Source organism: Metaplanococcus flavidus (genome assembly GCF_042675885.1).
GTDB classification, from domain to species: Bacteria; Bacillota; Bacilli; order Bacillales_A; family Planococcaceae; genus Planococcus; species Planococcus flavidus.
The window spans coordinates 150585-174060 of sequence record NZ_JBHTKI010000022.1 but is presented as its reverse complement, the minus strand read 5'-3'; the positions used below and the strand labels follow the sequence as shown (position 1 = coordinate 174060).

The 23476-nt window shown below is 44.3% G+C and carries 27 protein-coding genes; 21 read left to right on the top strand and 6 right to left on the bottom strand.

Annotated elements, in window-relative coordinates; translation table 11 throughout:
* Positions 1–26: 26 nt before the first annotated feature.
* The 4 genes from ACFQ1X_RS14330 (at position 27) to ACFQ1X_RS14315 (ending at position 3066) form a co-directional block, all read left to right on the top strand.
* Positions 27–644 (top strand): bifunctional transcriptional activator/DNA repair enzyme AdaA, encoded by a 618-nt coding sequence (locus tag ACFQ1X_RS14330; protein WP_379083116.1) that lies wholly within the window; start codon positions 27–29, stop codon positions 642–644.
* Positions 595–1500, top strand: a complete 906-nt coding sequence (locus tag ACFQ1X_RS14325; RefSeq protein WP_144838530.1) for a DNA-3-methyladenine glycosylase family protein — start codon at positions 595–597, stop codon at positions 1498–1500. The genes ACFQ1X_RS14330 and ACFQ1X_RS14325 overlap by 50 nt, the downstream gene beginning before the upstream one ends.
* Positions 1497–1985, top strand: coding sequence for a methylated-DNA--[protein]-cysteine S-methyltransferase (locus tag ACFQ1X_RS14320; RefSeq protein WP_379083113.1), 489 nt, complete (start codon positions 1497–1499; stop codon positions 1983–1985). Before ACFQ1X_RS14325 ends, ACFQ1X_RS14320 begins: the two co-directional genes overlap by 4 nt.
* Before the next feature lie 505 nt (positions 1986–2490).
* Positions 2491–3066 (top strand): DNA-3-methyladenine glycosylase I, encoded by a 576-nt coding sequence (locus ACFQ1X_RS14315; RefSeq protein ID WP_144838528.1) that lies wholly within the window; start codon positions 2491–2493, stop codon positions 3064–3066.
* A gap of 189 nt (positions 3067–3255) precedes the next feature.
* Here ACFQ1X_RS14315 and ACFQ1X_RS14310 read toward each other — a convergent pair whose 3' ends face one another.
* Positions 3256–3546, bottom strand: a complete 291-nt coding sequence (locus tag ACFQ1X_RS14310; RefSeq protein ID WP_144838650.1) for a hypothetical protein — start codon at positions 3544–3546, stop codon at positions 3256–3258.
* A 210-nt stretch (positions 3547–3756) separates the two neighbouring features.
* Positions 3757–4434, bottom strand: coding sequence for a pentapeptide repeat-containing protein (locus ACFQ1X_RS14305; RefSeq protein ID WP_379083108.1), 678 nt, complete (start codon positions 4432–4434; stop codon positions 3757–3759).
* A 543-nt stretch (positions 4435–4977) separates the two neighbouring features.
* Here ACFQ1X_RS14305 and ACFQ1X_RS14300 point away from each other — a divergent pair.
* The 3 genes from ACFQ1X_RS14300 to ACFQ1X_RS14290 all read left to right on the top strand — a co-directional run bounded on the left by ACFQ1X_RS14300 (position 4978) and on the right by ACFQ1X_RS14290 (position 7550).
* Entirely contained in the window at positions 4978–5862 is an 885-nt protein-coding gene (locus tag ACFQ1X_RS14300) for a S16 family serine protease (RefSeq protein WP_144838524.1), read from the top strand.
* Positions 5863–5917: 55 nt separating this feature from the next.
* Positions 5918–6439, top strand: coding sequence for a hypothetical protein (locus ACFQ1X_RS14295; protein ID WP_144838522.1), 522 nt, complete (start codon positions 5918–5920; stop codon positions 6437–6439).
* 286 nt (positions 6440–6725) lie between these two features.
* A complete protein-coding gene (locus tag ACFQ1X_RS14290) occupies positions 6726–7550 on the top strand; it encodes an MBL fold metallo-hydrolase (protein ID WP_144838520.1) in 825 nt (274 codons plus the stop codon).
* A gap of 83 nt (positions 7551–7633) precedes the next feature.
* Here the strand turns inward: ACFQ1X_RS14290 and ACFQ1X_RS14285 are convergent, their stop codons facing one another.
* Positions 7634–8035 (bottom strand): hypothetical protein, encoded by a 402-nt coding sequence (locus ACFQ1X_RS14285; RefSeq protein WP_144838518.1) that lies wholly within the window; start codon positions 8033–8035, stop codon positions 7634–7636.
* Positions 8036–8124: 89 nt separating this feature from the next.
* Positions 8125–8568 (bottom strand): hypothetical protein, encoded by a 444-nt coding sequence (locus tag ACFQ1X_RS14280; RefSeq protein ID WP_144838516.1) that lies wholly within the window; start codon positions 8566–8568, stop codon positions 8125–8127.
* A 190-nt stretch (positions 8569–8758) separates the two neighbouring features.
* Here ACFQ1X_RS14280 and ACFQ1X_RS14275 point away from each other — a divergent pair, with 190 nt between their 5' ends.
* The 14 genes from ACFQ1X_RS14275 (at position 8759) to ACFQ1X_RS14210 (ending at position 21603) form a co-directional block, all read left to right on the top strand.
* Positions 8759–9199, top strand: a complete 441-nt coding sequence (locus tag ACFQ1X_RS14275) for an NUDIX hydrolase (protein ID WP_144838514.1) — start codon at positions 8759–8761, stop codon at positions 9197–9199.
* Between the two features lie 471 nt (positions 9200–9670).
* Entirely contained in the window at positions 9671–10390 is a 720-nt protein-coding gene (locus ACFQ1X_RS14270; RefSeq protein ID WP_144838512.1) for a hypothetical protein, read from the top strand.
* A gap of 15 nt (positions 10391–10405) precedes the next feature.
* On the top strand, positions 10406–10795 hold the full coding sequence (locus ACFQ1X_RS14265; protein WP_379083102.1) for a GntR family transcriptional regulator: 390 nt from the start codon (positions 10406–10408) through the stop codon (positions 10793–10795).
* A gap of 3 nt (positions 10796–10798) precedes the next feature.
* The gene (locus ACFQ1X_RS14260; RefSeq protein ID WP_144838508.1) at positions 10799–11644 is read left to right on the top strand and encodes an ATP-binding cassette domain-containing protein; all 846 of its coding nucleotides are present in this window, start codon (positions 10799–10801) and stop codon (positions 11642–11644) included.
* A 22-nt stretch (positions 11645–11666) separates the two neighbouring features.
* On the top strand, positions 11667–12599 hold the full coding sequence (locus ACFQ1X_RS14255; protein ID WP_144838506.1) for an ABC transporter ATP-binding protein: 933 nt from the start codon (positions 11667–11669) through the stop codon (positions 12597–12599).
* Positions 12592–13800: an ABC transporter permease gene (locus tag ACFQ1X_RS14250; RefSeq protein ID WP_144838504.1), complete on the top strand. Its 1209-nt coding sequence runs from the start codon at positions 12592–12594 to the stop codon at positions 13798–13800. Before ACFQ1X_RS14255 ends, ACFQ1X_RS14250 begins: the two co-directional genes overlap by 8 nt.
* Before the next feature lie 706 nt (positions 13801–14506).
* Positions 14507–15010, top strand: coding sequence for a PH domain-containing protein (locus ACFQ1X_RS14245; protein WP_144838502.1), 504 nt, complete (start codon positions 14507–14509; stop codon positions 15008–15010).
* Positions 15003–16487, top strand: a complete 1485-nt coding sequence (locus ACFQ1X_RS14240; protein WP_379083097.1) for a PH domain-containing protein — start codon at positions 15003–15005, stop codon at positions 16485–16487. The genes ACFQ1X_RS14245 and ACFQ1X_RS14240 overlap by 8 nt, the downstream gene beginning before the upstream one ends.
* A 238-nt stretch (positions 16488–16725) precedes the next feature.
* Positions 16726–17721: a potassium channel family protein gene (locus ACFQ1X_RS14235; protein ID WP_379083094.1), complete on the top strand. Its 996-nt coding sequence runs from the start codon at positions 16726–16728 to the stop codon at positions 17719–17721.
* A gap of 641 nt (positions 17722–18362) precedes the next feature.
* Positions 18363–19205 (top strand): mechanosensitive ion channel family protein, encoded by an 843-nt coding sequence (locus ACFQ1X_RS14230; protein WP_144838464.1) that lies wholly within the window; start codon positions 18363–18365, stop codon positions 19203–19205.
* Between the two features lie 140 nt (positions 19206–19345).
* Positions 19346–19849, top strand: coding sequence for an RNA polymerase sigma factor (locus ACFQ1X_RS14225; protein WP_144838463.1), 504 nt, complete (start codon positions 19346–19348; stop codon positions 19847–19849).
* On the top strand, positions 19842–20780 hold the full coding sequence (locus ACFQ1X_RS14220; protein WP_379083090.1) for an anti sigma factor C-terminal domain-containing protein: 939 nt from the start codon (positions 19842–19844) through the stop codon (positions 20778–20780). The genes ACFQ1X_RS14225 and ACFQ1X_RS14220 overlap by 8 nt, the downstream gene beginning before the upstream one ends.
* 263 nt (positions 20781–21043) lie before the next feature.
* Positions 21044–21193: a hypothetical protein gene (locus ACFQ1X_RS14215; protein ID WP_379083087.1), complete on the top strand. Its 150-nt coding sequence runs from the start codon at positions 21044–21046 to the stop codon at positions 21191–21193.
* 23 nt (positions 21194–21216) lie between these two features.
* Positions 21217–21603: a hypothetical protein gene (locus ACFQ1X_RS14210; protein ID WP_144838459.1), complete on the top strand. Its 387-nt coding sequence runs from the start codon at positions 21217–21219 to the stop codon at positions 21601–21603.
* 92 nt (positions 21604–21695) lie between these two features.
* Here the strand turns inward: ACFQ1X_RS14210 and ACFQ1X_RS14205 are convergent, their stop codons facing one another.
* Complete coding sequence (locus tag ACFQ1X_RS14205; RefSeq protein ID WP_144838457.1) at positions 21696–22658, bottom strand: hypothetical protein; 963 nt, start codon at positions 22656–22658, stop codon at positions 21696–21698.
* Between the two features lie 182 nt (positions 22659–22840).
* Complete coding sequence (locus ACFQ1X_RS14200; RefSeq protein ID WP_144838456.1) at positions 22841–23410, bottom strand: hypothetical protein; 570 nt, start codon at positions 23408–23410, stop codon at positions 22841–22843.
* Between the last annotated feature and the right edge of the window lie 66 nt (positions 23411–23476).

Sequence of the window (23476 nt, the reverse complement as noted above, 5' to 3'; positions counted from 1 at the left end):
CAATCACCGGAGGAGAGTGAAAAGGGATGGCGATGGAAACAAGCTTTACATTCGAAGAGATGTGGAAAAAAATCATGGCCTGTGACCGGAACTATGATGGCTTATTCTACACTGCAGTCAAAACGACAAAGATCTATTGCAGGCCCTCTTGCCGGTCCAGAAAACCGAAAAAAGTGAATGTGGAATTTTACACCACCATTCAGGAAGCCGAGAGCCACGGGTTCCGGGCATGCAAAAGATGCCGGCCGGAAACTGAACACTCACCTAACGGAGAAGTCGTGCAAGGAGTGGTGTCGTTTTTGACGGCAAACTATCAGCGGAAGTTGAATTTAGAGGACATGGCCAGGCATGTGGGGTTGAGCCCTTCCCATTTGGACCGGATGTTCAAAGAGGAAACATCGGAAACTCCCCGTTCTTTTTTGGAGAAGATTCGGGTCGATAAAGCTGCACATTTGCTGAAGCATACTGACAACACGAATCTTGAAATATGCTATGAGGCGGGATTTCAAAGCACATCGCATTTCTATAAAGCTTTTCGGCGCTCCAAAAACCTTTCGCCGAGCGAATACAGAAAAATGACAAAGGGGCTGCAGCATGATTTCGAAAACAAACGGCAATTACTTGAGAATTTCTGTACCCGCTGATTTTAATTTCGAAGAATGTCTGATTTTCCTCAATCGATCTCTTCAGGAAAACCTTCACCGAATAAAAAATGGGCGAATCAGAAAGCTGATCAATCACCAAGAGGAACTGGTTTTATTTGAAATAACGCATTCGAACCGGCAGTTGCACCTTGAATTTCTGAACGGAGTGCCTTCGGAAGAGGGGCAACGGGCAGCCGCCGATTATGTTTGGGAGTGGTTTGATCTGAAAAAGGATCTCACGCCTTTTTACGACATGGCTGCGCAGGATCCGATTCTGCAGCCGATCGTCAAAGAGTATTGGGGGTTGAGGATTCTCGGTATGCCAGATTTGTTTGAAGCACTTGCCTGGGCCATCATGGGCCAGCAGATCAATCTGACATTTGCCTATTCGCTGAAGAAGCGGCTGGTCGAAAATTTCGGGGCATCACTCGTCCATGAGGAAGAAGTCTACTGGACATTTCCTTCCTTTGAGGCAATCGCTGCGCTGGAGATGAACGATCTGACCCAACTGCAATTTTCCGGAAGAAAAGCGGAATACCTCATCGGCGTTGCTGGCGAAATGGCAAAAGGGTCACTGCTGAAAGAGAATTTCATGAATAGAAGGGATACGGAGACCATCGAAAAAGAGCTGGTGGCTTTCCGTGGCATCGGCCCATGGTCGGCGAATTACGTGATGATGAAATGTCTCGCCATCCCGTCCGCTTTCCCGATCGCCGATGTCGGTTTGCACAATGCGCTGAAGAAGCAATTGGATCTGGAGAAAAAGCCATCCATCGCGGAAATTGAACATCACGCTGAAAACTGGAAAGGGTGGGAAGCATACGCCACTTTCTATCTATGGAGGAGTTTATTATGAATGAAGTGCATCAAGTCGATCTTCAATCGCCGATTGGCGTTGTGGAAATTACGGGTACAGAAGAAGGAATCCTGTCGATTTTTTTCAAAGAACGTGACGAAATTGTCCATCATCCGCAGCAGGATACGCCCCAGGTTCTGAAAGATTGCCTGCAGGAGCTGGCGGAATATTTCAGAGGGGAACGGATGGAGTTCACAGTTCCTTATATTTCCACAGGAACCGAATTCCAGGGAAAAGTGTGGTCGGCCTTAACAACGATTGGCTATGCGGAAACGGCTTCCTACCGCGACATCGCAGTGAAAGTCGGAAGCGACAAAGCCGTGAGGGCCGTGGGCAACGCCAACAGCAAAAATAAACTGAGCATCATCGTTCCATGCCATCGAATCATCGGTTCGACGGGGAAACTCACGGGTTACGCCGGCACGTTGAGCAGGAAAGAATGGTTGCTGAAGCATGAACAGAAGATCAAAAGCGAAAGTGTGTGAGCTGAGAGAAAAACAGATGTATTTTTTGAGTGCAAGCTTATTGGAGGGGAGAAACTTGATAAAAGTTTCTCTTTTTTTGGCTGGTGAGAAGCTGGTGCTTGCTGCGAACGCTCATCCCCATTTAAAGCAGCGAGAAAATTGGCGAACGCGGATATAATTTTTTTAACACGGATATAAATCGCTGAACGCGGAAATAATTCGCTGAGCGCGGATATAATCTCCCGAACACGGATATCCGCTAATATGCCGACCCGCCGATGAGAAAAAGCAGTCCAAGAAGCGGATATTAGCCCTTATTGTGGCCAATATCCCTCCAAAAGCTCAAAACAAAAGACAAATGGATGCTTTTCGCAGGCGAAAAGTGAAAAAACCTTCTTGTTTGCTCAGTGTATTTTTGAAAATAATCGTCGATGGATTTGCATCAGTTTTATTTTAAATAAGACACGCAGTTGTCTAATTGGTAGTGGTAAAGTAGGTTCAATAGAACGAAAGAGGTGGCGCGGAAATGGAACAATGTTCATGGCCGAACAGCAGTGAAAAGATGCAGGCTTATCATGACGAAGAATGGTGCAGGCCCAGCCGGAATGACCGATATATTTTCGAAATGCTGAATTTGGAAGGCGCACAGGCGGGGCTATCGTGGAGTATTGTCATAGGGAAACGTGAAGCCTACCAGGCTGCTTTTCATAATTTTGATATCGAATATTGTGCTAATCTGAGTGACGCGGATCTGGAAACTATAAAAGAAAATTATAATGTCATCAAGCATTTTGCGAAGCTGAAATCGGTAAGCTCCAATGCCGAAGTCGTTTTGCGGATCCAACAGGAATTCGGGAGTTTTGCCGATTTCCTGTGGAGCTTTGTGGAAAATGAACCGATTATCAATCAGTGGGAAACCCAAGCGCAAATGCCTGCCGAATCTCCTTTGTCCCTCCAAATCAGCAAAGATTTGAAGAAGAGAGGGGTTAAATTTGTAGGGGCGGTTACGACGTATTCATTTCTGCAGGCGATCGGGATGATAGATGATCATATTAAGACATGTGATTTTCATACTTCGAATCGGCAAGTTCACGAAAGTTAGCGAGAAAAGCCTTTATCCACACGGGGATAAGTATTGGAGAATTTAAATCGTATATCATAAAGTAAACTTCCTTCATTTTTCTGTGGATAACAATATCAAAATGACCAAATGCAAAAGGAAGATCAATCAGCTTATTCATAAGCGCTTGATCTTCCTTTTTAATAATTGGTTCTGTTTGGTTTTATTGTCTTATTGAACTAACGTCTCGGTCTCTTCTTTATTGAAAATACCAACCAATAACATAACGAGTCCGACGATGAAAATGAAAGGGAAAATATACCACATAACCAATGCTGCCCAACCATTTTCTGTAAGGATTGCATAGGTTCTCCCTGTCGCAAAAGCGAAAGCTGGTGAAATTGGTATCATAAGAGCAATTCCCCATACCTTATATTTTTTGTTTTTCGGTTTATTTATGCTTAACAGAAAAGCTGCAAACGCACCTGTAAATGCAATTACATAACCTATAACAATTGCCATTTTAGCAATCCTCTCTATATTTAATATCCTGGTCATTCACTAAACTGCTCCGTTAGTGGAATAATCAACAAGGAACTTTAAAGAACCTGACAATTAATAATGAGGTTTCAACTTTTCATTGCTGCGAAACGGACCAGTGAAATGGTCGCTCTATATGATGCGGCAATTGCGTTTCCGCATCTCCTTTTGCTGAATTGATCTGCATCTGCGTCAAAAATAGGCTCCCCTGAAGTTGGTGCCTCTCAAATCCTGACGCGTTAAATTTTTCCCCATCCAATCGGCACCCCGCAGTTCCAGATCCCGCTTTTTCTGTTGGCGCGGCACTCTATTCGAAATCCGGTGGCGCAGCTCACTGCTCGCTTTTAGTAACAGATCATTCACGGGAGCCCGACAGGAAATCAAATCCAGATTCAATAACTCGTCTGCGTTTAAGTTTGTCAGCCTTTGCAACTCTTCCAATTGTTTGGTTAAGTCCTGCTGCAGAAGTGTAGTCGTTTCATAAGACAAGGCTTCAGCGACAAAGGCGATCATCTCAAACAGCTGCTGCATTACCGGCAATGACTTGAACATTTTCTCGGCATTCTCCGGCTCCTTTTTCCAGCTTTGTCCGTCAAACGTCGATTGCGCAATCATTTGGCCAGCACCAAGGCAGTCAAATACTGTGCATCCTTTAAAACCCGTTTCCCTCAGTTCGCTGTGTATACTGCAGCGGAAATCTTCCTGCAGATTTGGACAGGGTACTCCCGCCGGCTTATTGATCGCGAAATCACTTGAAGCAATCAGGTTGAGGGCTATGCAGCACAATCCGAAACATTGCGAACAGTCCGCTTTCAGCCCGGCTCTGATTTCTCTCGCCTGCGCAGGGTCAATCGGCTGATAGGAAGGCATACACAATCATCCTTTCTGAGTTAGACAGAGACCATATTTTCAAATTTAATCCAATTTAAAAACTGAACTGTTATAATAACAATAATAAACTGGATTTTGGGAGGCAAAATTACATGGTGAAAAATTGTAGTGTAACGATGGTGGTTAAAAAGCGATGACTAAAATAAGGACAGTATATTTCATCGGTTATTTTCTCTTGTTTCCTATTCTGTTTTTGTTTAGTTCGTTTTTATGGAAAATTATTATTAAAAGTTATAACGCACTGGAAGTCATGACTGATAGTTTATCCATAATCGCTATTTATTATATGTTAATCAGTTTCATTTTTATTATTTTTAGAAACAGAATAGGAGAAGATGATAAGAGTATATAAAATTGCGATGACTGCAGTCTTTTGTGGTTAATCGCAATTTTATTGCCATATGCTCATAAAAAATTTTCCGGATGCTTAAGATTATTTGTTAGTAAATGCTATATTCAGTATAAGCTAAAAAGACGGAAATTTCTGTTTTTTATTTAAAAAGTTTAAGTGGAGGGAGAAAAATGATTTCTCGTTTTCTTTTATCAATCATTGCAATCATTGTTTTTTACATAGGTCTGAGCGTTGCTTTCTATTTTGATTTGATCAACACTTTTATTGTAGTAGGAGTATTGTTTTTAATATTTACTGCAGCAATGATTGCTCTAATCCGATATCGCCACGAAAAATCTAAAGCTAATAAAATTAGCTTGGTTGTTGTATTGGTGGGCTTACTTTTCTCTTATGACAGTTTGCTTGTTCAGTATGAGCACTTGACGTTCAGGGCATTGGTGCATCTGGAGCCAGTTGAAGCAGCTGACAATTCTGGCATAAATTTAATGGGTGTCGGAATTTCATATGTTAAATTTATTGATGATGAAGAATGGCTTGTTAAAAACTATGGAAAGAGTGATCAGACCCTAGTTCACTTGGATAAGATGAACAATAAAATCCGGTACCACAGCAGAAACATGGCAATTCTGCAGTTACTTGGTATCCGTAACGATGAAGTATCTGAAATGGCCGGGAATGTCAGCGAATACCTCGATTATGAAACAACTGGTATCGAGCGGTTTCTGGAAAGTGGGAATAATTCCGGAGACAGCGCCGGCTTGGGTTTGGCGTTAACCGGTTTGATAGAGCAAAATAAACTCCAGAATGATTTGGAATTCGGTGTAACTGGGGCGTTGGATGGGCATGGCGAAGTTAGTGCCATCGGTATGGTCACAGAAAAGCTGATGATCGCGGAGGAAAAAGAATATCCATTCATGATTGTTCCGAGTGAAAACGCTGACGTAGCCGAGAAAGCAAAGGAGTCACAAAATCTCGCCATTGAGATTTTTGCCGTCAGCCATATCGACGAGGCTGTTGAATTGATTAATAGATTGAATGAAGAGCATGCGGAGTAAGGAGATTTGTAGGATTTAAACTGGTAATTAAGGGGAGGTGAACAGGGGGGATTTCATGAATAAAATTCTGATTTTTCTATATGTAATTTCCACAGTAATGGTGATGTTGGGATTTTACGCAATTAACTTTCTCACCGAACCTTTAGGGGCAGACGGTTATGCCGGCGGCAATGGAAATCCCGGGTTGTTCCCCGTTGTTTTTGTCATGCCGTTCTTCTTTTATTTTCTATACGGCACTGTAGAACTTTCCATGAGATTGGCGGAGAGATACAGGGAAAAACGTATCCTGTTTGTGAGCGTGGCAATCAGTGTGCTGACAGCGATAAGCATTGCCGTTTACACTTATCTGGAAGCTGATGCCGTGCGGACGGAAATACTGCTGAAAAGAGACGATCTGAAGACCGCTTCAGAAATTCCTCTTCTGAATCCTTTTTCCAACTCGATTTTCTTCAATCCGCTGACTTTCGTTTTGGTGGTGCTGGTGTGTTATGTGATTGGCGCGTTATGGAGTGTGAGCCGAGCGCGACGAAAGCAAAAGTTAACCTTGCAAAAACCTGAATCCACTTTTATTGAATAATTGAAGCAAGTAATGAAGAAATTCGGATCCGGGTTTCTCTTTTTTTTGGCGTAAAAATTTCTATGAGCGGTTTTCGGTAGTCTATGAGCGGTTTTTGACATTCTATGATCATTCAATCTTTATTCCGGCAAATTTGGCTGAAAATCTGGCGCATAATAAGTAAACGAGACCTATGACTGACTTTTGATTGGAATTTTTAGGATATAATGTTTAGTGAGTAGTTTAGTTAATTCGGGATATATAGTTTTCACATACATAGATTTAAAAAAATGAAAGGATGAAGAAAATGAAGAATTTCATCTGCAATACTTGTGGGGTGCAAGTTGGCAGTTCAGCAGCGGCGCCTGAAAAATGCTTAATATGCAATGAGGAGCGGCAATATGTGAACCCGACTGGTCAAACGTGGACAACATTAGAAGAAATGATCCAGTCTCAAATCTATAAGAATAACATCGCACCTGAAGAGGAAGGGCTGTTCAACATTTCCACTGCACCTGGTTTTGCCATTGGACAAACAGCTTATCTCGTTCAAGAGAAGAATTTTAACTTATTATGGGACTGCATCACGTATATCGATTCGATAACGATTGGTGAAATAAAAAAGTTGGGCGGCATTGATGCTATTGCATTATCGCATCCTCATTATTATTCGACACAAGTCGAATGGGCAGAGGCGTTCGATGCAAAAATCTATATCCACGAAGACGACAAGGAATGGGTGACGAGGCCAAGCGACAGAATCATCTTTTGGTCAGGCGAATCCCTCGAGTTAACAAGTAATATGATTTTGCATCGTATTGGAGGCCATTTCAAGGGCGCAACCATAACAGAATGGAAAGCGGGAAATGCCCGGAAAGGCGTTTTGCTGACAGGGGACATCATGCGGGTAGTTGCAGACCGCCGCTGGGTGAGCTTCATGTACAGTTACCCGAACTTTATTCCTTTGCCGGCGTCTACCGTCGAAAGAATGGCTGGGCAGCTGGATGAAATTACCTTTAATCGAATTTACGATGCTTTTCATCGCATTATAAAAGAAGATGCGGGAGCTGCGGTTCAGCGCTCAGCTATGCGGTATATCGATGCATTGAACGGAAAACTTTTTAATACTTGATCACAACACACTTAAATTTTCTTTTAATTGAACAAAGTGACCAGAAACATAAAAAGTCCCTGGCCACTTTGTTTTTTGCGATTTTATTTCTGAAAGTAACTGGAAGCGTAGTCATTAAATTTAGGATTGTGGTTGAACTCGCGGTCACCCATCGAGTAACTGGTGATTTGGATTTCTTCATCTCCAGATTTTATTTTGACCATCCACAAATAACCTTCTCGTTCTTCGTCCCGCCGAACTTCTTCCCATTTCACCTGTTCTAATTGATCCAAAAAGCTCTTAATTTCATCTGTTGCGGAAATTAAAGTAGAGTCCCCCGATGTGCCATCCACTATTTCAATTTCCTTAACTTCGTCAAAAGATGAAGGATACACATCTGACAGATGAATTTCATTGCCTGTAACTGCAGAATTCCTATCTTCCTGGCATGCCGCCATCAGGGATAAAGCGATAAAGAGAGTTACCGGAGCGCTTAACTTTTTCAAGTGGTTCCCTTCTTTCTAAAAGGTGATCCAGAACTCAGCATTTATGAGTGTGTGAGAAAATACAGATTTGAGCTCGTCGTACTGGAGTGTCATCTAGCGACAAACTTACTGTTTCGGATAAGGATTCCACTTATGATCAGGACAACGCCTACAATAGCCGCTATGAAATAAAAGCTGGTGAGAACATTCATGATGTGGAAAGGCACCTTGTGGACATATTCAGCCTTAACCCAAAGATTGTCGGCTTCTACGGCGATTGCTGTGGAAGTTGAGGTTCCAGTTATTTCATAATACTGCGTTCCTTTTGGATAAAAATTCGAAGCATCTCCGTAATAATTTCCAGTCATGTCATCTGTTTGGGTCTTTACTTCCCCGATGGCTTTTCCAATTTCATTGTCTTGGAGGATTTCTTCTTCTTTCACTTCGTAAACTTTGCCGTCCCAAACCACGAAAGGATAAGCCCAGCTCAATGCCTGCACGGGGGAAGAAATCAAAAATATAAATATCAGCGATAACAAAGATATTTTCTTCATAGACACCTCCTATCAATAATCCATTTTATTCCATATTAGCAGAAGATTCTGTAAAGAGTAACGCGTTTTTAAAATAAATGCGTTTCAGTAAATGACTGTTCGACGAGGCTAAAAGCAGAGGTTCAAAACAGGAATAATATGGTATATTCTTCTTAATAAAAGAAAGACAAAATAGAATGGGGGATTACCTATGACACCAAAAGAACAAACCATACAAGCAGTGTACTCACCGCCAAAGCACATTGTTTCAGCAGCCACGATTGTGTTGAATGCGCAAGGGGAAATGCTACTGATCAAGGGTCCGCGGCGCGGCTGGGAGATGCCGGGCGGGCAAGTCGAAGAAGGCGAGTCGCTGAAAGACGCCGCCATTCGGGAGACTTTGGAAGAGTCGGGCATCGAAGTGGAGATTCTGAAGTTCTGCGGCATCTTTCAGAATGTGGAGGCGTCCATCTGTAACACGTTGTTTCTGGCGAAGCCGGTCGGAGGCACACCGACGACGTCCGCAGAAAGCCTGGAAGTGGGATTCTTTCCAATCGCTGAAGCACTCGAAATGGTAACCTGGAAAAATTTCCGGGACCGCATCGAATTATGCCTGAACGAAGAAGTGCAACCGTTTTATGTGGACTTTTAATTTTTCTTTCAAAATTGTAGGGAGGAAATGCTGAACGTGCATATCTTTTTTTTAATCGCGCATAAAAATTTCTAATCGCGCATAAAATAATTTAATCGAGCATAAATCGTTTTAATCGCACGCAAATGAAAATAATCGCACACAAACACCAAACAATCGCACGCAAATCATTCCGCTCGCCAATTTTCCCCTTTCTCAAAGCCCCACATCCAAAAGGAAGCTTTCCACAGGGCGAAAATTTTTTTCATATCGCCAAATTCCCAAAACTTTCTTCACCACATTACCAAACGCCCAATGCTTCAGCAGATTAGGCGTTTTTCTTATGCCTTTCCACCTTTCCCCTTTCAAATTCACTCCGTCATGTCAATTTAAATTGTAATTAATTTCCTAAACCAATTGACCATTCCAAAAAATATATGCTACTGTGTATATGAGTATAAACAGTATAACAGTTAAAAGGAGTGCTCCAATATGAATGAGTGGAAACAGGCTTACCGGCTGGCGGCTTTTGAGATAAAAGCTTCACGAAGGAATTTATTGCTGATTATGGCTTTCTATATCGTCGCGAGCATGATTTTTATGCAGTCATTTGAAATCTACCTGAATGGAGAATTTCAGTTTTTCGATTTGATGTTTTTGCTGATTTTCTTTTTGTTTCCGACCTGGACGAAGGGCAAGGAATTTCAGATGCAGAAATTGGATGGTGATTTGTGGACAGCGCCATCGATTGTCATGATGCAGCAATTGCCCGTCACAAAAAAAGTCATTATCAAAAGCCGATTCATTATCCATGCGCTTTGTTCATTTCCGCTTCAGTTGGCTCTTCTTATCTCGATGCCACTGATCTCAGAAAATTTCAGGGAAATGATGACGCCTCTTGCGTACGTATCATTTTTGCTGATTTGGCTGGCTTTGTCGATAACTGTCGGTTTTATGATGGCGGCCAGTGAAGCAGGTGGGAATTTCAAAACCAAAGCTATCGTGCTGTCGTTCATCTATATGCTGCTGGGAATTGGCGCCATCTACTTATTGTTACTGCTGTCGAATGAAGGCTTCATCTATTGGACGATGGTGCTTGCAACGGAATGGACATTACTGTCGAGTTTGATTGCCATCATCCTGATCGTCGGAGGCTGGAAATACTGGCAGATGGATATGAAAAGAACGATGAAGAAAACGGATTATCTGTGAGAGGGGGGCCTGCTTTTGCTGCCGATACGTATATCCAAAGATTCGCGTGAACCTATTTACCATCAAATTGAAAAGCAGTTGAAAGCTCTGATTGCCGGTGGGCATTTGACGGCCGGCACACCGCTTCCTTCGATACGTGCGTTGTCGAAGGATCTGGAAATCAGCGTCATTACCATCCGTCGTGCCTATCAGGACCTGGAGGCGCAGGGGTTTATCCAGACAGCCCACGGCAAAGGAACTTTCGTCGCAGAGATCCTGACCACCACGAAACAGGAAGTGATGACCTCGTCGGTTCAGGAAGAATTCCGACGGGCGATCCGCAATGCGATGGATTACGACTATGCAGTGGAAGAAATCAAAGCAGTTTTTGAGCAGACATTAAAGGAGCTTGAGAAAGGGGAATGACCAATGCTTCCGTGGATCGAATTAAAAGATGTCAGGAAAGAGATAGAAGGGTTTCAACTGGGGCCCATCAGTTTAGCGGTGGAACCAGGGACCATTACCGCATTTGTCGGCAATAATGGTTCCGGCAAAAGCAACTTGCTGAAGCTGATCATGAATTTGGTCAATTTGGACGGAGGAGAGATTCGAGTTTTTGGCAAACCGGTTAACGGTGCAGATGAAAGCTGGAAGAGGCACATTACTTTTCAGCCACAGATTGCAGTGGGCTGGAATGCTTATACAGGGAACGACTTGCAGAAATTAATCGCGCCCTTATACACAAAATGGGATCAGGCACTTTTTGAGCGCATGATCGAACTTTTCGGGGTGCCGCTGGATAAACGTTTTGGTAAATTATCACCCGGCGTTCAACAAAAGCTTACGCTGTCGCTGGCATTGCCGCGCAGCACGGATATCCTCATTCTCGATGAACCGACTGCGTCACTCGATATTCCGTCGAAAACAGTGGTAATGGATCTTCTTGTTGAATGGATGGAGAAAGAGGACCGTGCAGTTATTATGACATCGCATCAGCCCGATGATCTGCGAAAACTGGCGGATTACCTGTTCCTGATTCAGGATGGACAAGCGATCGGCCGCTACGAGAAAGACTTGCTGATAACGGGATTCCGCCGCTATTGGCTGACGGCAATGCCCGCCGGTCCAGTGCCAGGTGAACTTTCGCGCTCGACCAATCAGCTGGTTTCTGAAAACCCTTACGCAACGGAACAGTACTTTGTGGAACAGGAAATCGACGTCATTGACGACAATGCGTTGGAACTGGAAGACATCATCAGTCTGCTGCTGAAATGAAAATTGAAAGGGGATGAGAGGAATGGAAACGATGCTCGCCGTAGAAGGACTGGGAAAATCATTTAAAGACAAGAAAATTGTCTCGAATATTTCATTCGAAGTTAAAAAAGGGGAAATCATGGCGCTGCTGGGGCCGAACGGAGCGGGGAAATCGACGACGATCCGAAACATCATGGGCATCATGTATCCCGATGAAGGGACCATCACATTCCGGAACGGCACGACCAAAGACATTCCCCGCAATAAAATCGGCTATTTGCCGGAAGAACGGGGCTTGTACAAAAACGTTAAAGTGATGGATATTCTGCTGTATCTGGCAGAATTGAAGGATTATCCGCTGGACCGCGCCAAGCAGCGCGCGCTGGAATACCTGGAGAAATTCGGACTCGAAGGCAAAGACAAAGTATCGGTGGAAGAATTGTCGAAAGGGATGGGGCAGAAAATCCAATTTATCGCTTCGATTATCCATGAGCCGGAATTGCTGATACTGGATGAGCCTTTTTCGGGGCTGGATCCCGTCAGCCAGGAACTGTTTAAGGATGAGATCCGGTCGCTCGCTAAAAACGGAACAGCGATTTTATTGTCATCACATCAGATGAATCTCGTGGAGGAAATGGCGGACCGGCTGTTTCTGATTCACCGCGGAAGCAAAGTGATTTCGGGGAGCTTGAGCGATGTGAAAAAGGAATACGCGAACTTTAAATGTACCATTCACGGCAGCAACAGCCTTGTGTTGCTTGAAAGTCTGCCGGAAGTGGAACGGGTGGAGCAGAGCGATGACACGGCGGTGCTCTATCTGTCGAAAAACGTCGATCCGGCTTTTTGGCTGAAGAATCTTCCGGGAGAAATGGATATCCAGGAATTATCGATTGACCGGATTTCGCTTCATGAAATTTTCATCGATATCGCTACGGACAAGAATTTATTGAAGGAAGCGGGTGAAGTGCATGCGTAATACGATGAAAGTCGCCAAATGGGAAATCAAACGCAATATGAAAAGCAAATCGTTCATCATCGGCCTGGTTCTGACACCGCTTATTTTTCTGGCATTTTTCCTGCTGCCGGATCTGTTCAGTTCGGATGACGAAGCAGCAACGACGACTGTCTATGTCAATGAAGGGCTTGGCGTCTACGATCAGCTGGAGATGGCGGCAGCAAATACCGAATGGCAAATGGAACCGACAGAAGTTACTGAACAGGAAGCAGCTGCGGCACTTGAAAGCGAAGAGGATGCAGCATATGTCTTTATCGATGAACAGTCGGTAGAAACAGGCAATGTGGCTGTCTACACGGGCGAAGAAACCAACCCCGCCTTCATGGAAGAGGTCCAGCTTCTGGGCGGTCCTTTGCAGATGATGCAGATTGAACAGCTCGGTCTGACACCGGATGAAGCGGGAGTCGTCGCGCAAGGCATCGTTTTTGAAGATGCTTCCGATGAAACCGAAGACAGTGGTCTGTTCAGTGAATCGATACTGGCGCGCGTGATTCCAGGCATCTTTGCAGCCGTCGTGATGCTGTCGATCGTCTTTACGGGAATGGCGATTTTCCAAAGCGCTTCTCAGGAGAAGAAAGACAAAATAGCAGAAATCATCCTGTCGTCGCTGACGCCGGCTGACTTGATGCAAGGCAAGATCATCGGCTATTTCGTCCTCGGCATCATCCAGGTGATCGTCTTCATTGTCATCGCACTCCCTGCGCTCATCTGGAAAATCGATTTCCCGATTATCGAGTATCTGCTGGTGCCCGAACTTCTGGTGCTGTTGCTCATCTCGATTCTTGGATACCTGCTGTATGCGGCTTTGTTTGTCGGCATCGGTGCCACGATGGCCGATATCTCGACGGCTGGCAATTTCCAGGGCATGGTCATGATGCTGCCATTCAGCCCCTTCCTTTTCATAGGGCCAGTGTTCAGCGATCCGAGCGGTTTCTGGGCTCAGCTTGGAAGTTATGTACCATTCACTGCGCCGGGCGTTCTGATTCTTCGCTTATCGCTCTTGGAAGAATGGCCGTGGGTGGAGATTGGCATTGCCATCGCAATTCTCGCCATCAGTGTTCTGATTTTCATGAAACTTGCCGGCAAAATCTTCAAAATTGGTATCCTGATGTACGGGAAAAATGCCACTCCAGGTGAGATCTGGAAATGGATTCGGGCGTAACCTTTTTGAAAAGCACTCCGATTCGTAGGGTTCTGGAATAACAGAACTTCTTCGAAGGGGGTGCTTTATTCAGGTCTTTAATGCTAAATTAGTTTAATAAAAGAATTACACTTAATATGCCGCTTCGTCGCTTTGTACAAGGGCAGAGATTATGCTACTGCGCACGCTCGTCGCGAAAGAGGTACCATCTTTGCATGGGCACATCTGGGCTCCTGGAATAAGCCGAGAAGACCACTCTTCGCGCCGGCGCTAGGGTTACATCCAGATATGGAGCAAAACAGCGAAGACGCCCAGGGGACCAAGCGAAGTGATGAGATCCACTCGGGCGAAGTGAAACGAGCCCGAGTTAGCTCAGCACGAGCCAAGAGTTGGCCGTAGCCTGCAAGGCCGGCTCTTTGCGACGAAGCAGCGCAGCGATGCAGGAGCAGCCTTAAAATCGTGCTCCTGCAGTGCTGCGCACTTCGTCGCAAAGACAGTATCCGTGCAGGACACACCTACTGTCTTCGAAGCTGTTTTTGCGGAATATCGGTTTCCCTAGATAATTAGTACAGCATATATAATAAAAGCAAGAGGCCATTGCCAAAATGAATATCTTGAATTTGTCGAAGCATCTTGATAAAAGCGGATATTTTCTTTTGAATAGGAGTAACACGAAATTTCCGAAACTTAATAACTGCACATCCGTAATAAGAATGAGGTGAAATACATGGAATACATATTAAAAGAACCGGAAAGACAAATTTCAACGAAAATCATCCAAATCTGGCGGATGACCAACACCATCGGGCACGGTTCTTTCCTGCTGGGCTTTGGCGCATTATTGACTGCCAGCCATTTGTGGGATTGGTACAACTGGGTCAATATTACCCTTTATGTGCTCATCGGCATCACGATTTTGTCGGCTATTTTCAGTATTTGGATCGAACCGGTTTTTATTCAGCGCACCTGGCGCTATGACGTCGACGAGAATTTCATTCAGCTTAAACATGGCCGCTGGAATGTTGAACATAAAATCATACCAATGGCGAAAATCGAGTATGTCATGACGGATCAGGGACCATTCCTGAGAAAAGCCGGACTTTATTCATTGAAGATCGGCACGACTGCTTCAAGCCACACGATACCCGCTATCCCGCAGGAAGAAGCGCTGAAGCTGCGTTCACTGATTGCGTCGTATGCCAATGTGAAGGAAGATGATTCCTTTGAATAATTCCGGCGAAGCGAAACGCTACCATCCTGCTTATCTGCTTGTGGAATTTTTTGCATTTCTGCGCAACAGCTTTTTCTTTATATTGGTCCTGTTTATTTTCAATTATGACGTAACGACCGGCTGGATCCTCTGGGCAAAAATCGCTTTCCTGGCTGCAGCGGCATTTACGGTTGTAAAGATCTTTTTGTCGTGGTGGCTGCATACCTATGAAGTCGATCCAACATCCATCACCTTACGTGAGGGTATATTCGTCAAAAAAGTACGGACCATTGCGTTCAACCGGGTGCAGAATAAAAAGACGGCTACCACCTTCATCCATAATTGGTTCGGTTTGACGTCGCTGACGCTTGAGACCGGGACTTCCAGTGAAGAGGCGTCAGTCCGTTTCCCGGTTTTGAAAAGGCAGGAAGCGGATGAGATTATCCGCATGATCGAAAGAGGAGACACTGATGTGGCTCCATCGATTGAGTCCGAAGAAAGTGAAGCAAGCGAAGACTTGCAGGTGCAGCCTAAAAAGGCGGAACGACGGGAATATTTCCAGTCGACAAAGCGGGATACGCTGCGCGCCGCTTTCACGTCGCTCAGTTTTCTCGCCATCTTTCCGATCCTGCTGGCATTGTATTTCCAGATCGATGATTTTTTCTCACTGGAAGATGAAGCTGAAAATGCCTTCTTCTATTTTGCCGATCATCTCTGGCTGCTCATCCCGCTCTTTATTGCCGCCGTCATCATCTCTTCGCTGATCGGCTATGTTATGACGACAATCCGCTACGGGAATTACCGGATTGCAGCGGATAAGGAACGGATTTATATTTCGCGGGGGGTCGGACAGGTCCATACGTTTTCGATCCAGCGCAATAAAGTCCAGGCAATTCAAATTGAACAACCGCTGATTAAACGTATCCTGGGTATTGTTGAAATCAAATTGATCAGCGCAGGAGCGGTCAATGTGGGGGATGAGCTGGAAACCAATTCGCTTTACCCGTTCATGAAGACACAGGAAGCTTACCGCTTGCTGAATGAGCTGATGCCGCAATATACGGTGCAGGAGAATTTGAAGCGCCTGCCCCGCAACACGATCTGGCTGAAGCTGATGCGTCCGTATTACATGACAATTCTTGCTGCTGTTGGCTTATGGTTCTTCCAGCCGTCACTCCTATGGATTGCAGGGATTCTGTTTGCCTTCAGTCTCGTCAGTCGTCTGTTCGAATACTTGTTCACGCGCTATGCACTGGAGGGGGATTCGATCCAGATCCGGACAGGCGGGTTTACAACGACCACCTTTATCACCCGCAGGGAGCGGATACAGGAAATCGAGGTCAGCCAGTCCAAACTGCAGCGAATGTTTGGCGTCGGGAGCCTGAGTTTCATTAACCGCGCGAAGCCGATTCACGTCAGCAATATCCGCGATGTGCCGAATGATCTCAGCGGGGTCTTCAAGCAATGGTTCGTGCAGCGCAAAGTCAAATTGGAATAAATTCAAAACCGCTCCAGCCTTACATAGGCCAGAGCGGTTTTTAATATTATTTTCACAGGTTACTAAAACTTAGATGAAAATGTATGCGCTGTCGGTAAACTTCTTGAAGCACGTTTGCAGGTAAATGAATTAAGGGTATGGTTGCAAAAAGAACTATTATTTGGGTTGCCTGTATTCCTGTGTTCTCTTGTTATGGAACAGAAGGGAGGTCCGTCCTATTTTTAACCTGATTAAACAAGTGGTAAGAATCAATACAGCCAAAGTTGTCCTGTTTGCCAGCCTTTTTTATATTGCCAGTGCTTTTATCATCTACTATATCGAACCCGAAACATTCGGGACACCTTTCAATGGCCTGTGGTGGGTTTTGACAACGGTTACGACTGTCGGTTTTGGAGACTATTCTCCTGTTACAGTACCCGGAAGGATATTCGGGATGTTCCTGTATTTATTCGGAATTGGCCTGATTGGTATCATACTCGGCAAAATCGTGGATACTTACACTTATTATGGGAGGCTTAAAATGGAAGGGAAGCTAAGTTATACTGGCAAAAATCATTTTTTGGTTATCGGATGGTCAAAAAGTGTCGAAAAAACCATTATAGAACTTTTGCTGAACAGAGGCATAGAAAAAGATGTGGTGTTGATAGACCACCTTAAAGAAGCTCCTTTTAAGCATGACCGGTTTCATTATATTCAGGGAAATCCGACAGAACAGAAAATATTGGAGCAAGCGAATATTGACAGAGCTGATTCTGTAGCAGTTTTTGCTTCTGATTATGAATATGAAGTACAGGCTGACGGCAAAACGCTCCTCATTGCATCCGCTGTTGAAAGATATGCTGCAGAAAAAGGAATAGATATTTACACCATAGCCGAAATTACGCATAAAAACCATATCAGAATGTTTAAGCACGCGGGTGTAAATGAATTCGTGCTGTCCAGTGAATCGTTCCCTCAATTAATGACGAAGTCGATGATGCATCACGGGGCCAGTCGATTATATAGTAAATTACTAAACGATGCATATGGAGAGAATATATGGGAGATTGAACCCCAGTCTTCATGGAAGACATATGGTGATGCATTTGAAGCGTTAATGCAGCAGGGGGCTAATTTGATAGCAGAAGGACATGATTTCAGCATCGTCCGCCGGCTGGAAGATCCGATTCCGGAAGATGCACGTCTCTACGTGATTTGTGATGAGTTGACTTATGAGAAGTTAATATTGATGTAAATGGGTTGCTGACAACAGGAATTAGGAAGCGCATGTTTTTCACAGTGTTGAAAATTCTAATCTTTTAAGAAAACCTTCGCATCGGCGAAGGTTTTTCGAGCTTGTTGAGAAAGTAAGAATGAAAACCGATATTCCGCAAAACAGCTTCGCTTGCCAAAACCCGTGCTCCTGCATCGCTGCGCTAGCTTCGTCGCAAAGAGTCGGCCGAACTTCCTTCGGCCAACTCTTGGCTCGCGCTGAGCTAACTCGGGCTCGTTACACTTCGCCCGAGTGGATCTCAGCACTTCGCTTGGTCCCCTGGGCGTCTTCGCTGTTTTGCTCCATATCTCAGATTGTTTTCTCTAAAAGCAAAATTTTAAGCCTATTTCAAGAAACTAGCATTCCGATTTTACCTTGAACCCGAATGAAGCGTCCGTCTAAAGCGAAATGATTGAGAAGTGGACATTCTCTCGATAGCCTAAGAAAACCTTCGCATCCGCGAAGGTTTTTCAAAGTTGTACGAATTCCGCGGCGAACTGAAAAGACAAGACTAAAATTTTTCACCCATCTGTGATATAAAGGAACATGGAAGTAAAGGCCTTACATGGAAAATCTTGAGTATTACTGACTTTTGCACCAGGAAACAGGAAGGATTGATTTGATTGGTTGATGTTGAAAATTTTAATTGGGAAGGGCTGCTGATCGATATTGGCATAATTGCAGCTCAAATTATCGGGATTCTTATAGCGTTCCTGATTGTCAAAGCGATAGGCAATCGAGTGATCGGGCGTTTTTTCGATAAATTAACGAAGAAAGGCGATGTCACTAAAGGCCGTGCGTTGACCTTGCAGAGTTTAGCGGAGAACGTATTCTCGTATGTGCTGATATTTATACTTGTCGCCACTATATTCAGTATATTCGGCTTGTCCGTCGCGAGTTTGATTGCAGGAGCCGGAATTGTCGGCCTGGCGATTGGTTTCGGGGCACAGGGCCTCGTCAGTGACGTGGTCACCGGGTTCTTCCTATTGCTGGAGAAACAGATTGACGTCAATGATTATGTAACGGTCGGAAACCTCGATGGCATCGTCGAAGCGGTCGGGTTACGGACAACACAGGTCCGCAGCTTCGACGGAACTTTGAATTACATACCGAACCGCGACATCACCACCGTCAGCAACCACTCGCGCGGCAATATGCGAGCACTGGTGGATATTGGCATATCCTATGACGCAGACATCGACAAGGCAATCGCGGTCATCCAGACGGCGTGTGAAAATGTCACGCTGGAAAATGAAACGATTGTGGAAGGTCCGGATGTCATCGGCGTTCAGGCATTTGGCATGTCGGATGTCACGTTGCGGGTCATCGCAAAAGCGAAAAACGGCGAGCAATGGGCGGTCGAACGCCAATTGCGCAAAGCCATCAAAGAAGCACTTGATGCAAATGGCATCGAAATCCCGTTCCCGCATCAGGTGAATATAACGAAGAATTCGGAACAGGCTTAAAAAGCTGTACGGGAAGTAAAGAGAATGCTTCCTGTGCAGCTTTTTTGTCTGAAAGAATTCATTTTATTTCAAATAAAAATTTTACATAATATTGTTCACCTTTCCTGAAGAAGAACGTTTATAAGGGGGGAGGCCGGTGAATGAGCGATCGAGTGATGGACCAAAAATTATATGATCATTTAAAAATTGTGAAATCCTATTTGATGAAAATGGGTGCTTCAAAAGAAGATGCAGAAGATATCGTTCAGGATACCGCCTATAAATTCATCCTCTACATAGATTCCATCAGCCATAAAAATGTGGAAAGCTGGCTGTTCCGCGTCGCTGTCAACGGCTATTATGATTTGTACCGGAAGCGCTCGCGGAGGCGGGCGATAGACCTGAAGTTTAATTTTCAGCAATTGTTCGAGGAATTCACGCCGGAAGATGCTGTCCTGCAGAATGAAAAGAAACAGGACGTTGATGGCGTGTTAAAGAAATTAAAACCGAAACATCAGCAATTATTATTGTTGAAATACAGTCTCAATCTCGCCATACGGGAGATTGCCGAGTTGTATGACATGAAGGAAGACTCGGTCAAAACGACGTTGTACCGCGCGCGCAAAGAATTTATGAATGAGTACAGGAGGCAAGGCTATGACTGAAAAAAATGAGTTGTTTCCGGGAGACGGCGATTTTTCGAAACTGGTAAAGAGGGCGCGAAGGAAATCGCTGATCCGCAACATCCTGGTTTCGGTGATAGTGAGTTCGCTGCTGTTTGCCGGCCTGTTGTGGCTGGGAACTTTTCTGATGTATAAAAATATGGAAAATGAAAACAATTACGACTACGCTGCGGGATCAATTCGCGGGGCCAATGTGGAAATGGAGGGATCGCAGTACAATTACACACCATTTTCAGCGAATATCGTGACTTCTTCCACGAAATACGTGGCGGGTGTGCCGGTTCCGTGGGAAACACGGGAAAAGGCATTTACCGTTTTCGGGTCTTCACGTGCAGTCGGGACTTCCTCATACTCTGGAAGAGGCTCTGTCGAGGATGACCGAATGGTTATGTATTTTAAGGGGGAGCGTTTGATTGAATTTTATTCCCCGGTGCTCGATTATGATTTTTATCCGGATGAACGGGAGTTATTGGAGGAAATCGACGGCAGTAAAGTAGTGGAAATGGCCTTTTCTTTTGATGCTGCATACGGAATAGAGGAAGTGCAGGAGAGTTTTTCGGATCAGCTGAACTGGTATTGGGTGGATGTCAGCAGGGCTGCTGACCAGGAAGAAGAACAGCAGCCGGTTTACGGATACAACGCTTATGGCTTTTTGCAGTACCGCGATGCTTTGGAGTCGGCAGACATTTTTATGCGGCAACTTGAGTGGCTGCGGCAAGAAGAAGGCGACTTCCAGCAGGAAGCTGGACGGATTCACGAGGTTATTGCGGGAGATGGGGCGTCCGGAGTTGCTGCGGAAGAGTTGGAAGTTTCCGGAGTCGTTGTTTCGGGATCTCCGGAAGAATTGATGTCTTTTGCCGACCTTCCGATGATCCGGGCAGCCGTTCTTGGTGCGACCACTGATAAATATTAGGTTTTTAGGTTAATTAGAGGCTTTTCGCTCAGCGAAAAGCTTCTTTTTTGGTTTTTGGGGGTTTGGGAGAGGCAGGAATTTGTTGATGTGGTGATTTGCGCGCGGTTAGAAAACTTTATGCGCGATTAAAAATTTTTGTGCACGATTAAATAAAAATATGCACGATTAGAAAAAAATACGCCCGATTAAATGTATTTATGCGCGATTAACAACTGTTTACTTTATTCTCCCCCAAGCGTTTAAAAGAGGAAAGGGGCTAACAAATGGTGAGAGAAACAGGGACACAATGGAAAAGTGAACAGTTCAGTTTATTGGTTAAGCGTGCAAAACGGAAAGCCCTGCTGAAAAACATCGTGATTTCAGCAGCTACAAGTTTTGTCTTTCATTATTTGATTCGCAGGAAGCTTTTTTGATACAGAGAGAAAGGGTGGAAAAAATGTTGAAATCGAAAGCCGCAATGGCAATAGGAAGTATGATAGGTGCATTTATAATAATTTACGGAACGGCGGTTGTGTTCGGATTGCTTTTCGGAGCGTATTTGTTTGAAGGTGGATTGGCGAATTTGAATTACGGAGTGCTGGCTTTATTGTGTGCAGCTCCATTTGCAGTGATTGCAATGGTCGGGAGGAATGAGAGGGAAGCGAAAAAATCCGTCATCATCAGTGCGTTTTTATTTTCCGTGATATTCATACTGGTGCACCTTGTTTTGGTCCTGTCAGCTGAAGTAATGGAAGTGAGCAGGGTGCTGGCAATTTTCCCGATAAGCGCTTTGCTGCTGGTTGGGGCGTTGTATATAACGACGGGCAAGGAAAAGGCAGTTTGAGAAGATCAAATCAGATGAGAAGGCGTCTGAATTTGGCGCCTTCTTTTTTAGGGAAATGAAAATTTTTCCTGTAAACTATTTTCAAAGTCACTTCAACTTTCCTCAATCAACAATCGGTTATTTCTATACTCTGCCAAATCAAATAAGTAACTTTCATTTTCACACTGCAGCAAGAGCTTAGCACCCCGTCCGCTGACCCGGAGCGGGAATATGCGCTTCCCTGCCGGATCCATAAAACTGAGTTCATTCACTTTATGGTACGCTGCACCTGTCCGCTTAGCTAAATGAAAAATCCCATTGTTTCGGCCCGTATCATCGGACAACAGGTAATCGTCATCCATGGCAAAAGCGGAAAGGTAGAGAGGGACTTCTTCGTTCATGTAATAAGTCGTTTTGCCATTTCTTCTAATGCCTATCTGAGAATCCCATAGCCCGCATTTAAACCAGACTTCGTCGTCTGACGGCGCATTCAGTGCCAGGCAATCCATGATGAAATGCTTGTTTGGCTGTTCGTATGTGTAGATGATTTCTCCAAATTCATTCCAGTTGATCAGTCCGTGTTTACCGATGGGATCATCCCAGCCATGATTGCCGAATACCCCTTCATCAAAATACCCAGTCCAAATTTTTTTGTCTGCCGTTGCAGAAATCTGTTCAATTCCATCCCCTAAGCAAAATGAACGGACGAAATTCCCTTCCGTATCGAAGATTCTCGCGTTTTCGTCTGCTTCTCCATTTTCATATTTAACGGCTCCCGCACAAACCAGAAGAAGCTGATCTTTGCCGAAGAGCTGGATATGGTGATAATTCCATGGTTGTTGAGGGATGGGAATTACTGTTTTTGCGCTGTCGGAGAGCACAATAACTTTGTAATCAATGAATTCTGCGGTTTTGCTTTGCACAAAACTTCCATCAATCAATTCTGGATCCGAAGTTGCCAGCAATAGGCAAATCTCGTTATTGGGATCGAGTGATGCGTTTCGAAGTGTATAGCCCGCCAGTTCGTCTTGCCAAACTGCCTGTGGTTCAAGTGTGATTGTTTCGTGTTTTGTCATCACTTTAGCTCCTTTTGTTCATAAAAATCCCTCTTTATCTACTCTACCGCAGGATTTGATATAGTTTCCAGAAAAAGGATGGCGTTTATTTTTGTGTATTCGGTTGCAACGAAAAATGGCCAGCGGAAAGTTCTCCTTAGTTCCTTCGGTCGCCGACTTCAAGAGTGTGAAAGCTGCATGTTTCATTCATTCTTCTCAAGAAAAATTCTTCTTTCATTGATTACCACTGAAAGTTCTTCTGTATCCACACGTTTAACAGTAAGGTTTCTCAACTCCTCACCTTCTAATCCAATCTGGCTTTGTCCAAGTTTTTTGTAAACAAAAGGAGCAATTTTTTCATACAAATAAATATCCCGCGGATCCCCGCTATCAGGATGCAGACCTTTCATTAGTCCGATTACCACCAGGAGTTCTTCATTGGCATCCGCAGTATCGAAATAATGTCTGCTGTGTTCGTCGTTTGTATTCATGACGATATATAAAAAAGATACAAGAATTGTGAATGGAATAAAAAATGCCATCAGCGCAATTGAAATGTACCTCATGGCCCGGCTGTTTTTGAAAAAATTATATAAGCTGTAAAAGAACAGCAACGTAAGTCCGACATCAACATAGGGAAGCAGCAAATCAAGATCGTGATTTTTGTAAATAAAAAGGTGGTTTTTATCGGCCATGACAAACAGCATTGCAAGCCTGCCCGCAAGATAAAGGGAAATAGAAAGTAAAATTGTTAAATGGAGTTTCTTTTTCATCTTATTAACGCTCCTTGTCTATGAATCTTATAAGACGATTCAGGAGGGGGATAGTTGCTGGTTTTA